The following is a 15,105-nucleotide window of genomic DNA, read 5'->3' as shown; positions in this document are numbered from 1 at the left end:
GATCTTAACCCTACGGATCTGCTCTGAGCGGAGTTGCACCGCTCATGGCATCGCGACGCAACCCTGGGACGCCAGTCTTTTGGCCATAGCCAAATCTTTGGTCTGCTGCCCCGCTTCGAGCCACTGCTTGCTCTACCCATTCTCTTCTCGAAACATTGCCCTCTCTAAACAATGTCTCGCAATCTGAGGATGTCTTGGGCGTGCAGGCGCCCTCGGCGAGAATCCATTCCGTTGCGATGAGGGCCATTGCGATCAGGGGTTCTTTCGTCGGAAGTAGGGGGATCGGCTGGGGCTGCTTTTTGGGTTTCCGCGTAGCACGTCGGAATGTTCCGGTAGAGATCTGCTCGAATGCGGCTTGCTGGTTCGTCCACCCGTTGAAACAATGACCTGTTTCCCAATTCCTCGCGACTTTTCACGCGTTTGCCTTTGAAGCCTTTATGCCAAAAGATTTCCTTGCTGGTGTTTTGCCCGAGTACGATGTCGTAGTGATCGGGAGCGGTTTGGCAGGCATGACCGCGGCCAATATTTTGGGACGCGCCGGGCATCGTGTCCTGTTGCTGGAACAGCACTACAAACTCGGTGGCTTGGCAACATGGTTCAAGCGTCCAGGAAGCCACACATTCGATATCTCTCTCCACGGCTTCCCCTACGGCATGATCAAAAGCTGCCGTCGTTACTGGAGCGAAGAGATCGCGAGCAAAATCGTTCAGTTAAAGAATATTCGGTTCGATAACCCCATGTTCTCGCTCACGACTACCTTCAATCGCGAGGACTTCACGCGACTCCTGGTCGAGCGATTCGGTATCGAAGAGCGTGTCGTGACGCAATTTTTCGACACCGCGCGAGGGATGAACTTCTACGACGATCAGCGGATGACGACTGGTGAGTTGTTCGAAAAGTTCTTTCCTGGACGCGAGGATGTTGTTCGACTCTTGATGGAGCCGATCACCTACGCCAACGGATCGACCTTGGAAGACCCAGCGATCACCTACGGCATTGTCTTCTCGAATTTCATGGCCAAAGGGGTCTACATTTATGAGGGGGGCACGGATGATCTCGTGTCCAAAATGCAAACGGAATTGACCAAGAACGGAGTCGACACGCGAATCCGATGCGAAGTCTCGAGCATTTTGGTTGGCCCCGACGGAGTCCGTGGTGTGGTGGCGAACGGTCGCGAGATCAAGTGTCGGGCTGTCGTGAGCAATTCCAATTTGCGATCGACAATCTTCAATATGGTGGGGGAGGACAAATTCGATCCACAGTTTGTCCAGGAAGCAAAAGCCGTACGCCTCAACAACAGCAGCACACAAGTCTACATGGCGTTGAAGCCAGGCTGTACGGTGGAGGAATCGACAGGGGATTTGCTTTTCTGCTCCACTGCGAATTTATTCCGAACCGATTTGCTTTTGGACAGGAATATCACCTCTCGCACGTTCAGCTTCTACTACCCGAGAACTCGGCCTCATGCTAAGGAACGGTATGCGATTGTCAGCAGTACCAACGCCAATTGGAGCGACTGGGCGAATCTCAGCGACGCCGAATACGAAGCCAGCAAAGCCGACTTGATCGAGTCCACTCTCCGTTCACTGGAGAAGTATGTGCCGGGATGTCGCGATATGATTGATCACGTCGAAGCTGCGACGCCCAGGACGTTCCAGCACTACACCAAGCATCAGCTCGGAGCGAGCTTTGGCACCAAGTTCGAGGGGCTTGCGGTCTCCCGCGGGCTACCGCAACAAATCCGAGGGCTTTATCACGCGGGAAGCGTCGGCATCATCATGTCGGGGTGGCTCGGTGCGATCAATTATGGAGTCATCGTTTCAAATGAAGTCGATCAAATGTTGACCAAATCCAGCTTGACGATCTCCCCCTCCCATTGAATGATGTAGGGACTGCGAAAAATCCCTCCCTGACTCTGATCTTTCCCAATTTCAAATATGACAACACGTCGACGTGCCCGTGAGGTTGCCCTTCAAGTTCTCTACGAAGAAGACATCAATCCCCTTCGGGAATTCAGTGTTGCAGATCAGTTTGTTCAAAAACGCATGCTGCAAAACAAGCCCTTGGTGACGTTCGCTTTGGAACTTCTCTACGGCGTTCGAAACCATCGGACCGACATCGATCAAGTTCTTTCGAAGCATGCGGCCAATTGGTCCTTGAAGCGAATGACGACCATCGATCGGAACATCCTGCGAATCTCGGCTTACGAGATCCTCTTTGGAGATGTTCCGGGCAGGGTTTCGATCAATGAAGCGATCGAGCTTGCAAAGCGATACGGAAGCCGCAATTCCGGCCAATTCGTCAATGGAATCTTGGACCGGATCCTCAAGGAGCATCAGAAACCTGCCGAGCCAACTGCTGAGCCGCCCGCAGAATCCGAGGAAGCGTCCCCGCAGTTGGCCAACTAGCGATTACGGTCGCCCGCCCGTTCGTGCAACTCTCGCATCATTTCGCGGAGCCGCTGATTTTCCTCGCGAAGTTCTTGGAGACTTCGCCGAATCCATTCTTGTTCCTCGCGTCCATCCGGTCTGTCGCGAGGTGGGACGCGGTCTAGATTCTCGGTGCGGTACTCCTGCTGGGGCTGCGTTTTCTGCTCGTGGACCGGGCGCAGACGCGCCTGGATTTCCTCAATCTGTCGGTGCATCTGCTCTGCTGGTTCTGTCATGCCCGATTCCAGCAAATGGTGTTCGGCCATTCGCATATGCTCTAGGGCCATATCCAGATGAGAGCCGTGATGGCGAGCGTGTGGAGGCCGGGGAGGACCTGGCATACGATCTCGTGGGCCTTGGTAGCGGCGCGCGGACTCTGGCTGATACGGCGGCTCTGCGGGACGGTCACGGCGTTCCAAGGGAGGGCGGGAAAAGGGAGCGGATTCTTTCCGTTGCTCGTCCAACATTTCAGCTATCTTGGTGCGAATCCGATATGCCTCCTCGTCATCTCCGAGTTTGGCAAGCTCCTGGGCCTCCTGCATCAACATGCGAATCTTTTCACGATTGCTCGTGACGTCTTGAGCTGTTGCCAGATTCGCGCATCCATAGACTGCACAGATCCATAACGCACCACAAAATATTCGTTTCATTTCCAAGCTCCTGTTGAGTCGCATATATGGAGAACCGCCCATACCTTTCGGTATGCTCAGTCTAGCAAATAAAAAAAGACGCCATCCTGGAGGCAAGATGGCGTCTCGAACAAATCAAAACGGTCTGAGCTGTAAACATCAGCCATTGAGAGCAGATGCTAAGCCATCAAAGAGATCTTCCTCATCGGAATCTTGGTTCTCCAGGTAAGCGGCTAAGCTCAACAGCTCTTCCTCGTCCTCTTCGACTTCTTCCATCATCGGACCGTAAAGGGTTGCGACAGCCGCATCGAGGAGTTTGTTGGACTGGAAGGGAACTTCGACGAACTCATTGGTTGGTGCGTTGGCTTCCACCAATGGTGCGCTGCTAGAGTCTTCCCCTTCACCGCCCGATGCCGAGCGAGAGTTCAACACGTTGATCACAGCCAAAACGTCGAGCGGGCTCAGATAGGTATCCGCGTTCACGTCGAAGTAATAATGCTCGGTCGATTCTCCGGATGCGCCAGGATCGGTGTTGTTCGACAACGCCCCGCCACCGCCCGCATTCAACGAGTTGACCAAGATCAGTACGTCGATCGGAGAAACGAATCCATCGTCGTTCACGTCGAACGCGTTACGGAGATTGGTGAAGCCTTCACCGCCACCTCCGCCCGTTCCACCGGTCCCGCCACTGCCCACGATCACCAGGGAATCCGATAGATATCGAATCTGATTGGTGGCAAGTGGGCTGGTTGGGTTAAACAGAAGGGTGTCATTGAACGGCTTGATGTCAGCCGGATCTCCGACGAAGGATGCTACCCCTGCCGCGTTCGCAGTCATGGTGATTACGAATTGCAATCGCTCGGAAGTCCCGAGGGGGGCACCGCTCGTTTGTGCTGAACCAACTTCATTGATCAATCCAGCGATGCGAACATCTCCCGAGGTCGCATTGACATAGTCAGGACCATAGGTGATTTGGAAGAATGGTGCATTCGCTTGAGTGTCGACCGAAACCAAATTCGAACTGTAAAGGATGTCTTGGTAGGCCGCAAAAACCCCTGCTGCAACTGGATTGTTGCGAAGGTCTTGGACGAATCCTCGCAGTTGGAACTTCGAACCAGCGGTGACCTGCGTAATCTCTTGACCCGCCAAATCGGTGATCGAGAGCCGAAGTTGAACCAAGTCATCCGCTTGGACCTGTGCCTCGGTTCCCACTTGAACCGTCACCGTTGCCGTCGAGGTGAAGCCTCGTTGATCGGTGATCGTGTACTTGAAGGAATCGGTACCTGTGAAGTTCGTATTCGGAGTGTAGATGATCCGATCGTCGGAGAAGTTGGTCGGAGTTCCACTATCCGAGATCTGAACTTGACCTCCCGCAGGTTGCGTGGTGGACGAGATTCGGATCGGTGGCTGAGTTCCTTGAATGTCATTCGCCAGCACATCGATGGTCGACGACTGACCCGCTGGCAATCGAGCCGGCGAATCATCCTTGGCATAAGGGAAGTTCACTCCGCTGGGTACCACTTCGAGGGTCGAGCGACCGTACCGAATTTCTTCGATGGGAACCCCGGATCGTGTGGTATTGTAGAAAACAACATCGCTTTGCGGCGATCGATCGGCAGGATCGCCGACAAATTCAGCGAGACCGGGATTTGTTGCCGTGAAGACAATGTTGGCCAAAGGAACACGATTGGGGAAATTCATCGAAGGTACGGAACCTGCGAATGCACCAAACTCGTCGATGATTCCAGGGATGGCCGCTGATCCGTCACGCCCTGATTGATAGGGTGGGAAGAACGCGGTCTCAAAGTCCAAACCATTGTTCGTAGTTGGGGACGCAGGTGCCACCAATCCGGAACTGTAAAGGATGTCCAAGTAAGCAGCGTAAACGCCGGGATCCGTTACAAACAGAGGAGGAACTTGGGCAGCTCCACGCTCCGGACGTAGATCGTCGACAAAAACGCGAGTGATGAACTGCTCACCTTGACGAATTTCAGTGATCGGCTCGCCAGCGAGGTTGTAGAAGCCGAAGCTGAATTCAACCAAATCATCGGCGCGGTCTCCTGCGATGGTGTGCACTGTAATCTTGGCTGTCGTGGACTTGCCCGTCGCATCGGTTGCAGTGTAAGAGAACGTTTCCGTTCCACCAAAATCGCGGCGAGGCGTGTAGCGAATGCTTTGTCCTCCCGAACCAATGGTAACCGAACCACCCTTATCTGGAGTCGTTACGTTCGTAACCACCAATGCTCCGCCAGCACCTTCAACATCGTTCGCAAGAACGTTGAGCGGGAAGCCGATCGAGTTGGTTGGAACGTCGAACGAATCATCGACCGCGACCGGATCCAAGAACTGTGCGACGACGTTGACCGTAACGCGAGCCGTCTCGGAACGCCCCGTTGCCGTCACGGCAGTGTAGGTGAACTCATCGACTCCGATGAAGCTCAAGGCAGGGGTATAGAGAACGCGATTATTGACTGTGTCGATTGTGACCCGACCGCCTCGGGAACCAGAGCTCACACCGGTAATTCGCCAGCTTTCCCCTGGAAGTGCAAAGTCGTTGGCGATCACATCGATCACGTTGCTTTGGCTATTGCGAGCCACGGTAGCCGTATCGGGCTGCAACAGAGTCCGGGGACCGTTAACGATGTCAAACACGTAATCTTCGACTTCGCCAGTACCCGCTCGTCCGGCCGGACCAAGATTCTGCGTCTGGGAAAGTCGGAAACGAGCGTAGGTTCGATTCACGGCATTGGCAGGTGCCGAGAAGGTTACATTTTGCAATCCGCTCGCCGAAACCATGAGATTGGTAACGATCTGCTCGCCGGTATCGCTCCAATCGCCGTCACCATTGAAATCGACCCAACCTTGCAGATAAGCAGGGCTCCCGGTCGTGTTGGTGATGTTGAATTGGAGAATGTTCGAATTGTCTCCGCGAACGATCGGTGCCAGCAGACTTACTCCATCTTCATCGTCCAAGATTCCGTTGACATCGTCACCGGTAGCTGTGGTCGATGGTTGACCGTCTTGCTCGGCGTCCCAGTTCACTCCCAAACGAAGACCACTGAGCTGACCATGGTACGCTCCGTTCTGCGAACGATTGGTTGGATACGGAGATGGTGCATCCCCCCAGTCAGCCGACTCGGTATTGCCGAAATCATAGCCACGCAATGGCGTGATCCCGTCGAAGGACACAATGTGTTCTCCGGATGCGGGGAAGGTTTGTCGGTAGCCAGCATCGACCACTTCTCGAATTGTAAAGACACCAGCCGATGGTGGTGTGAGGGAGTACGATCCATCCGCCTTGGTAATGGATGCGGGTTCCCCTACGTCCGGTCGGTCGTCGCCATCCAGGTCCAAGTAAATGTAGACGCCAGCCAGTCCCGGTTCATTCGAATCCTTGATACCGTCGCCATTGATATCCAACCACTTGAAACCCGTAGCCAGGTTGGAGGGAAGCGAAGAACCAAAGTTTGCGGTCGCTCCGGCGGTGGTCACAGTAACGGACTTCACGACCTCTGCGTTGGTCGACGCAACCCAGCCTGCAGGTCGAGTGACGCGAACGTTGTAAGTGCCTGCAGCGACGAACAAGGTGTACGAACCATTTGCCGCCGTCGTGGCTCGCGGTTCGCCTAGCTCGCGAGAGCCGTTGTTATTGAGGTCGACGTAGACTTCCCAGCCGCCAATGCCCGCTTCCCCCGCGTCTTGGCGAGCGTTGCGATTGATATCGTTGTAAACGAGACCGGAGATGGTCGAGCCAACCTTGCCCGTCGCCGCCGCCCAAGCCACGACTTGCGCTGTGTTGTTGACACCGCCACCTGCAGTCGTCTCACCCAGTTCGTATTCGTCGTTTTTGAAGGTCAGCAATTGGTCGTCCGGCGTTCCAAACAAACCATCCTGCCCGATTTGATCGATCAAGAAACCGTCCATGATCGTGATCACATTATTGGTAAAGCTGGTGTGGGCAACACCGAGCAAGTGACCCATTTCGTGAACGATCGTGTCCGCAATACTCTGAGCAAAGGAGTCAGCCAGAGGAACGTTTCCTGCTCGCGGCGTGGTTTGGGCTTCGAAAATAGCCGCGTCCAGGAATGTAACTGCAGTGTCCTCACGGTTGAAGTTACCGATGTCGACCCATTCGGCGATACCATATAATCCCGCTGGGAAGCCATACTGGGGCGCATTACCACCGACGATCATGCGGGCCACATTGGGTTGTCCCCAAACGTCTGGATGTTCCAGACTGTTCAAGATTTCGATATCAAAGTCGCCAGGGTTACCGGTTTGGGAATACCATCCGTTCAAACTATCCTGTGCGAGCTGCAATCGAAGCTTTTGTTCGACCCGATTCATAATGTTGCGGATCAAAGCAGGCTCGTCCGCATCGGTAAGTCCCAACTGCGGAAGGGCTTGAGAAAGTCCCGGAATACGGACAGTGGAGGGAACCGCCGTCGGATTCAATCCCACGACATCCGAACGGAGAAACGCACCGTCGAAATCGACAAACAATTTTTGCTTGGTACCAATCGGCTCTTGCTCGATCGTCGGGCGATAGGCCCGCATATTGATGGAGTAGTTCAAGCTGGCATCATTGATGCTCAAGAAGTAACGACCATCGGTGTCGATCACGTAAGTGAGCGTGGAACCTCCCGTTGTGAAACGCGGAGACTTGTCGGGAATCGGTCGACCAACTGCGGGCGGATAAAAGGGCTGCTTGCTGTGGAGCAACTCTCGTCCAGCGGAATTGAACAAGGTGAGTCCCGGCTGAACGACACCAAGAGCATTGGCCCGGATGTCGATGATGTCCCCCTTCTTCAGATCGAAGGCAAAGTAGTCTTCGTCCCAGTTGTTGTTCATCTGACCGTTGACATTCACCACCGAGTTCTTGCCAGGGCCAATCCCGAATGGCAAAAAGTTGGCTTGGGAACGGACGGAGTTCGGTTCCGCTTCCGAGGTGGTGAACGGAGCGCCGCTTTCTCCGGAAAGCCCTCCCGTACCCGACGAGGTCGAGCTACCGCCGCCATATCGTGCGGTGAGCATGTTTCCGATTTGGACTCGGATGGCAGGGTCCGCGATACGCATTGTCGCTAACGCCGACTCGACACCAGGAGAAAAATCAGCAGCCATCAGTTCCCGCTTTTCGAGAGACTCAAGCTGAATTCCTCGTTTAGCTTGACGCTTCTTGGCTTTCTGCCATCGTTGAAGGAACTTCTTACCGGCAGCGAACTTACGTGGACTCAACATGAGATCCCCAAGGTGATAAACGGTTGGAAAAGAAACGCGGTTTACTTGGATCTAGCGAGGGACTTCATCCCACCAATTCGGGATGTCTGCCAATACAAGCGAATTTCCATCGTAGTTGGACGACTATGCGTGTCAACAAAACGAACCTGGTGTACGATGCGGGTTTTCCCCTCAAAGTTCCTCGGAATTCCTATTTTTGGTAGCTCCGGCTTAATCGTTTCAACCGGACCAGCTTCCCTCGTGAGATCCCTGCGACCGCGCATACCCTCTGGCGGCACCTTTTCCAAGATCCAGGGTGTTGGATCCCGTTAACCCTTCAAAAGACACCAAAGCAGCCGGAATGGAACCTGTTTTTTGTGCTAGGATTGGGGCTGAACTGATTGGCCTCGTTGAAGGAAACACGCTGCGTTCTGCAGGAAAAACTTGATGGATAGCAAAGAGAATTCTTCCCAGAGCATCTTGCTCGTCGACGACAGCTACGTCCTTCGTGACCGTTTGGCAGAAGCGTTCCAAGAACGTGGCTTCCGGGTCGAAGTGGCGGGAAACTGCGAGGAAGGAGTCGAGGTATTTCGTCGCAATCCCACCGATTTGGCCGTCGTCGATCTGCGTATGCCCGGTCGAACAGGCTTGACGGTCATCGCGGACCTCAAAGCGATCAAGCCTGAGGTCCAAGTCCTCATCCTTTCGGGGTTCGGAAGCATTGCCACCGCGATCGATGCGATCAAGCTCGGGGCCGCAAACTTCCTTCCTAAACCCGCTGACGCCGACGATATTCTCAGCGCTTTCAAGCGAGGAGGTTCGGAGGTGGAGGTCACGGAATCGAACGAAGAAATCCCGGTCCCGACTCTGGCTCAAGCCGAATGGGAACACATCCATCGTGTCCTCGCTGATTGCGATCAAAACATTTCGGAAGCAGCCCGACGCCTCGGGATCCATCGCCGATCCCTGCAGCGTAAACTTCGAAAGCGGGCACCATAACACGAGGATGTGGCCGTTTGAAGATTGGGCTAATCGGCTTCGACTTGCTCCTGCAACTCCGCCCAACGCATTTCGGCCGTCTCCAGCTCGGTACTCACTTTTTCCAGCTCCTCGTGAAGCCTCATCGCCTCCATGGGGTCGGTCGCTTTCATCAACTGCTCGTGCAGCGTTTTTCGCTGCCCATCCAGCTTCAAAATCGACTTCTCTAAGTTGGCGATCTCTTTCCGTATAAGCCTCTGGTCGTTGGATACGCCATCGCTAGGGTGCTTCTTTTTGTTCTGACTTCGCTCCTTGTCGGACTCCTTCGATTTCGCCGGTACACTGGTCGCACTGCGACGACCCGTTCTGGCGAACTCGGCATCGTCGATTTCCTGATTGACCATGTAGAGATAGGATTCGTAATTGCCGTGATAGTTCACCACAGTCCCGTCTTTCACCTCGATAATGCTCGTGGCGACACGGTTCATAAAGTGGCGATCGTGCGACGTGAAAATCACCGTTCCTTTGAATTCCAACAGTGCATTCGCCAGGGCGTCGACTGTCTCGACGTCCAAGTGGTTACCGGGCTCGTCGAGGACGAGTATGTTGTAATTTCCCAGTAGAATGGCGGCCATGCAGAGCCGGGCTCGCTCTCCTCCGCTGAGAACGGATACTTTTTTATTCACCGCTTCGCCGCGGAAAAGCATGGCGCCGGCTGTGTCCAAAATCGTCTGGGCTTTTGTCCCGGGAATGGCCTCATATTCCAGGTATTCCAGGACCGTTTTTTTCTCCGGTAGACTCGTGTAGACGTGCTGCGCATAGGTACCAATATTGCAACCGTGCCCCCATCGTACGTCCCCCGCTACCGGTTCGAGAGAGCGAACGATGGTGCGCAGCAAGGTCGTTTTTCCTTGGCCGTTGTCCCCTACAATCGCGGAACGCGATCCATGCTCGATCTCTATGTTGATGTCCTTCGCCACCGCCTTCCCTTCGTAGCCGATACTCAGCCCGATACACCGAACGGCAGGACCTCGCCTGGGTTCGACTTGCGGGGCGCGGATCACCGCCTTGGCCTGCTCGGACTGGATCTCAATGAACTCCAGCTTATCGAGCATCTTGCTCTTCGACTTTGCCCGAGTTGCAGTGCTGGCCCTCGCGCGATTCTTGTCGACAAACTCCTGAAGCTGCTTCCGCTTGCTCTCTGTCGCCGCGTTGACACGTTGATCGTGCTCGATCCTCTCTTGCTGATAGACGAGAAACTCCTCGATCTTGCCAGGGTACATCGTGAGCTTTCCGAGAGACAGGTCGAGCGTCGAGTCGCAAGTCGCCCCGAGGAAGGCTCGGTCGTGCGAGACGATCAAACAAGCCTCTCGAAAGTCCTTCAGAAAGTGCTCTAGCAGAATCTGGGTACGCAAATCGAGGAAGTTCGTCGGCTCGTCTAGCAAAAGCAAATTCGGTTCGTGCAGCAAAAGAGCGGCCAGCTTGACCCGGGTCTGCCAACCCCCAGACAACTCGCCCACCGGCCCTTCGAGATATCGCCCTTTAAGCTCGAATTGGCCGGCGACTTCGCCACACTTCCAATCGGGTTGACCGCTGTCCCGCATCAAAAACTGCAGCGAGGTCTCGCCGGGGAGAAAAGGATCGTGCTGGCGGAGATATCCGATCCGCAATTTCGGGTGCTTGACGATCTGCCCAGAATCCAATTCCTCGTCGCCTAGCAGGCACCGGAGCAACGTTGATTTTCCCGCTCCGTTTCGACCGACAAAACCCACCTTGGTGTCGCTCGTGATGGTGCACTCGGCGTTATCAAGCAGGATTTGATCACCATAACGCTTTGACGCTTGACGGATTTGCAACAACACACTCATCGATTTGGGGTGCTTTCTGGAAGCGGTTCAAAACGGGTTCGGCTCGCGGTTTCACTCTCGTTTGGTATGTTAACATCGCTCCTCGGAAGGACCAAGGAGCTCTTGGGAAGGTAGGCACACGAGAGCAGGATACGAGGCTATGACGGAGATTTCGCAGTCGGTCACGGAATTGATTGATCAACTGAGCAAATTGCCCGGAATCGGTCGGAAAACAGCGGAACGTCTCGCCTACCACCTGCTGCGAGTGCACGAGTCGGAAGCGTTCGCACTCTCCGATGCGATCCGGAGTGTCCGAGAAAACGTTCGCTACTGCTCCGTCTGTTTCAATCTCGCTGAAGGAGACTTGTGCACCATCTGTACCGACACTCGTCGCGATGCGTCCATTCTCTGTATCGTTGAGCAGCCGAGAGACTTGATTGCACTGGAACAGTCCGGGGTCTTCCAAGGCCATTATCACGTTCTTCTGGGGCGGATCGCGCCCCTCGATGGCATCGGCCCGGATCACTTGACGATCGAAGCCCTGGTCGATCGCGTCCGAACAGGTAATTACACCGAAGTCATCATGGCGACCAATCCCAATGTGGAAGGAGACGGTACGGCCCTGTTTATCTCCAATCAGCTCGCTGAGTACCCCGTCCGACTGACTCGACTCGCTCGGGGTGTCACGACGGGGAGTGTACTCGAGTTCACCAACAAAGAAATTCTCGCCGATGCCCTCAATGGACGCCAAAAACTGTGACATCGCAGGCGCTTGATAATTGCAATGTCCGATCTGCTAGCTTCGGTGAATCTATTTGCAATGCAACCTCGAGTTTTCACTTGGCGATTCAGATTTTTTGAAAGTTTCTAAGGCTTGCGAAACGCCCCTATGATTAGCGCAAAGGCTTAGTCGTGATCTCTGTATAGCAGTTCCATTGGACAGGGTGAATCGTCGTTGATTCATGGTTGAACTTTTTGTTGTGCTTCCCGCAACAAGACGCTACGATCGACCGAACTCTCCTACCAAATGGGATCCAGACGCCGACGAAGCCCCATTCGACGGCAAGCATCACCATTCTGCCTGACTGCTTCATTTATTCTTCCTACCGCGAGGTTATGTCATGGTCGTCAAACGTAGAGGCTTTACGCTCGTTGAGCTGTTGGTTGTCATCGCCATCATCGGGATCTTGGTTGGACTGCTGTTGCCTGCTGTCCAGGCCGCGCGGGAAGCGGCTCGCCGTATGAGTTGTTCGAACAACGTCAAACAAATCGGTTTGGCGATGCACAATTACCACGACACGCACCGCTCATTCCCCTATGGATCCTTCAATTTGCGAGAGGCATGGCCGGCTAACGGTTCCAATTGGCGAGCCTTGCTGTTGCCATTCATCGAGCAAGGCAATGTGTACAACCAACTCTCGTTCACCTTCACTTCCAACTTCATGTCGGGTGGAGCGGCAGGTGCTAATGCCTATTCGGGCAATGAAGTACTTATCAATCTGCTCGTCCCAACATATCGCTGTCCGTCGACGGCCTTCGAGCCTTTCCATATCGCTCCCGTGTCCAATAACGACGGGCGAGCCATGAATATCAGCTACGTAGGTATCCAAGGTGCTGCGCGCCCTGTTCCAGGAGGTGACCCCAACGTAGGAACCTTCGATTGTGGACACGGTTGGTCTTGTGAGAATGGAGTCCTATTTCCAAACGGTACGACCAAAATGTCGAGCATCACCGACGGAACATCAAACGTCATCTTCGTCTCCGACCAATCGGGGCTCGTTAATCGCGTGAACCGAACCTCGAACTACTACGGCGGATGGTTCGGATCCCGCCACCCTCGTCGCATCAATCAGGGCTGCGGAGATCTCTGGCAAACCGGTACGACCTGCGTCCGCTTTGCGCCAAACTCCAATATTGTTCAAACAGGTGCAACCGAAGCCATGTATCGAAATAACACGGTCATCAACTCCATGCACACCGGAGGTATCGAAGTTGGATTGGCGGACGGTTCCGTGCACTTTATCCCCAACTCCATCGACTTTCTCACGCTCAAACGTCTTTGCTGCCGACTCGATGGTGAAGTCACATCGATTGAACAATAGACTGCACCTGGAAGCTTCACCATTTCACATTCGATTGAAAGTACGATATGAACCGCCTATTTACTTGGATAGCTTTGTTTTGTTTTGGGATGAGTGCCGTTGGATGTTCGAACCCCAACCCTGTCGGAACCGTCAAAGGAACCGCTACGGTCAAAGGGAAGCCTTACAACAAAGCGGCTGTTATGTTTGTCAGCTTGGAGACCGGACATGGCGCTAGCGGAGACCTAGACGATCAAGGAAACTATCAGCTTTCCGATCCCATCCCGGTAGGTCAGTACACGGTCTATTTCGCTCCGAAGTCGATTGCACCTGAGGATGCCACCGCAGCGCCTCTTCCGATGCACATGGACAAAGCCGTCCCGGACAAGTATTGGAGCGAGTCGAGCTCCGACATCAAAGTCGATGTCAAAGAAGGTTCCAACGATATTCCGGTTGAAATCAAATGACCGAGTGATCTCTTCGAGGAACTCCTAAACTGAAACGACCTGGTTGGGACACCAACTAGGTCGTTGTTGTTATCGGGGACCTGTTCGGGGCTTCCCACGCTTCGGTCGAAACCGGGAACGGCGCCGCGAAGGTGTCGCGGACGGATCTTCCGACGGATGCACCATGAAGTTGGGTAAAGGTAGCCCGCTCGCGATGGCAGCGACCTGTTCGTGCGAAAGCGTTTTCCGGCGAGTTCCAAAGCCTCGGAACACAGGCAACTGCTGATCGGCAGAAATCATCTCCCGCCGGGAACGGATGAAGGGCTCATCACCCCATCCGCTGGGCATTTCTTGCCAATCCATCAATTGACTCGCGCAGTCAACCATGTAGTCCCAATAAGGACGGCGGTCTGTTTGCAAAAAGAGCTTGCCATCTGGCTTCAATCGCTCGATCAATAGCATGAAGAAGGCTGGGGAAAGCAGTCGACGCTCCGCTTGATCGGGATCGGAATACGGCTGCGGATGATAGATATGAAATTCGTCGACGGATTCAGGCCTGAGGTAATTCTCTAAAAATCGCCATCCATCGCAGACCAGAAACCGGACATTGCTCAAACCTCGTTGATTGCCCCGGCGCGTCGCATACCGAATCACCGTTGGAAGCAAGTCAATGGCGAGATGATCCCAACCCGGCCTTGCTAACGCCGAACCGATTGCAAAACGACCATTGCCACAGCCGATATCCACGGCAACGGGTGCTTCGCGTCCAAAGATCGAACCCAAGGCCAGTGGTCCCGCTTCAGGCAACTTCTTGATTCCGGTTTGCGTCCAACGCTCTTTCGGTTGGATGATGCCTGGAATGGGAACACCCATCTCAAGCTCTTGATCGCCCGGTTGCAATTCGACAGGCTTAGAACTTTGGTCACGACGTCGGTTCATCGACTTGTTTTTCCAGAAGCAAGGGATGCTCTATAAGCATGGGATGTTTCGACGTAGTGCTGCCAACCTCGCTCGATCAAGACCCGGTCGTCGGGCCCCACCTGGCGAACCACCTTCCCCGGCATCCCCATGACCAGGGAGTGCGGGGGAATGACCTTCCCCTCCGGAATGAGCGCGCCTGCGGCAATGATAGACCCAGTTCCGATCACCGACCCGTTCAGTAGTACCGCTCGAATGCCGATCAAGCATTCGTCTTCTACTGTTGCACCGTGTACGATTGCCCCATGTCCTACTGTAACGCGCTTCCCGACAACACACGGAAAGCCAGGATCGGCATGGAGGCAGCAATGATCTTGAATGTTGGTCTGGGCGCCGATGGAAATAGGTTCGCAATCGCCACGCAGTACCGCGCCAAACAAGATGCACGCTTCATTCCCCACCAACACTTCCCCGAGCAAGGTTGCGTTGGGGGCTACAAATGCGTCGGACGCAATCAACTCCGGTCGAAAGATCGTACGATTCAAGGGTACGGTCATGCG

11 protein-coding genes are annotated in these 15,105 nt (G+C 54.4%); 6 read left to right on the top strand and 5 right to left on the bottom strand.

Annotated elements, in window-relative coordinates:
* Window positions 1-437: 437 nt before the first annotated feature.
* Both VN12_RS09720 and nusB read left to right on the top strand, forming a co-directional pair.
* Window positions 438-1,880 (top strand): phytoene desaturase family protein, encoded by a 1,443-nt coding sequence (locus VN12_RS09720; protein ID WP_146676635.1) that lies wholly within the window; start codon window positions 438-440, stop codon window positions 1,878-1,880.
* A gap of 57 nt (window positions 1,881-1,937) precedes the next feature.
* A complete protein-coding gene (nusB, locus tag VN12_RS09715; protein ID WP_146676634.1) occupies window positions 1,938-2,408 on the top strand; it encodes a transcription antitermination factor NusB in 471 nt (156 codons plus the stop codon).
* On the opposite strand, the gene VN12_RS09710 is transcribed toward nusB, so the two are convergent.
* A complete protein-coding gene (locus VN12_RS09710; protein ID WP_146676633.1) occupies window positions 2,405-3,079 on the bottom strand; it encodes a hypothetical protein in 675 nt (224 codons plus the stop codon). The genes nusB and VN12_RS09710 overlap by 4 nt on opposite strands.
* 138 nt (window positions 3,080-3,217) lie before the next feature.
* Window positions 3,218-8,296 (bottom strand): Ig-like domain-containing protein, encoded by a 5,079-nt coding sequence (locus VN12_RS09705; RefSeq protein ID WP_146676632.1) that lies wholly within the window; start codon window positions 8,294-8,296, stop codon window positions 3,218-3,220.
* A gap of 426 nt (window positions 8,297-8,722) precedes the next feature.
* Here VN12_RS09705 and VN12_RS09700 point away from each other — a divergent pair, with 426 nt between their 5' ends.
* On the top strand, window positions 8,723-9,274 hold the full coding sequence (locus VN12_RS09700; protein ID WP_146676631.1) for a response regulator transcription factor: 552 nt from the start codon (window positions 8,723-8,725) through the stop codon (window positions 9,272-9,274).
* Between the two features lie 29 nt (window positions 9,275-9,303).
* Here the strand turns inward: VN12_RS09700 and VN12_RS09695 are convergent, their stop codons facing one another.
* Window positions 9,304-11,121 carry an ABC-F family ATP-binding cassette domain-containing protein gene (locus VN12_RS09695; protein ID WP_146676630.1) on the bottom strand — a complete coding sequence of 606 codons (1,818 nt, stop codon included), beginning with the start codon at window positions 11,119-11,121 and terminating at the stop codon, window positions 9,304-9,306.
* A gap of 139 nt (window positions 11,122-11,260) precedes the next feature.
* On the opposite strand from VN12_RS09695, the gene recR reads away from it, so the two are divergent.
* The 3 genes from recR to VN12_RS09680 all read left to right on the top strand — a co-directional run bounded on the left by recR (window position 11,261) and on the right by VN12_RS09680 (window position 13,648).
* Window positions 11,261-11,860, top strand: a complete 600-nt coding sequence (gene recR, locus VN12_RS09690; protein WP_146676629.1) for a recombination mediator RecR — start codon at window positions 11,261-11,263, stop codon at window positions 11,858-11,860.
* Between the two features lie 361 nt (window positions 11,861-12,221).
* The gene (locus VN12_RS09685) at window positions 12,222-13,202 is read left to right on the top strand and encodes a DUF1559 domain-containing protein (RefSeq protein ID WP_146676628.1); all 981 of its coding nucleotides are present in this window, start codon (window positions 12,222-12,224) and stop codon (window positions 13,200-13,202) included.
* A 47-nt stretch (window positions 13,203-13,249) separates the two neighbouring features.
* On the top strand, window positions 13,250-13,648 hold the full coding sequence (locus VN12_RS09680; protein WP_146676627.1) for a carboxypeptidase regulatory-like domain-containing protein: 399 nt from the start codon (window positions 13,250-13,252) through the stop codon (window positions 13,646-13,648).
* Between the two features lie 69 nt (window positions 13,649-13,717).
* Here the strand turns inward: VN12_RS09680 and VN12_RS09675 are convergent, their stop codons facing one another.
* Complete coding sequence (locus VN12_RS09675; protein ID WP_146676626.1) at window positions 13,718-14,566, bottom strand: tRNA (guanine(46)-N(7))-methyltransferase TrmB; 849 nt, start codon at window positions 14,564-14,566, stop codon at window positions 13,718-13,720.
* Window positions 14,563-15,102 (bottom strand): gamma carbonic anhydrase family protein, encoded by a 540-nt coding sequence (locus VN12_RS09670; RefSeq protein WP_146676625.1) that lies wholly within the window; start codon window positions 15,100-15,102, stop codon window positions 14,563-14,565. The genes VN12_RS09675 and VN12_RS09670 overlap by 4 nt, the downstream gene beginning before the upstream one ends.
* Window positions 15,103-15,105: the final 3 nt, after the last annotated feature.

It is taken from the genome of Pirellula sp. SH-Sr6A (assembly GCF_001610875.1).
Lineage (GTDB): Bacteria > Planctomycetota > Planctomycetia > Pirellulales > Pirellulaceae > JBKCUI01.
This window is presented reverse-complemented; position numbering and strand designations above follow the sequence as displayed.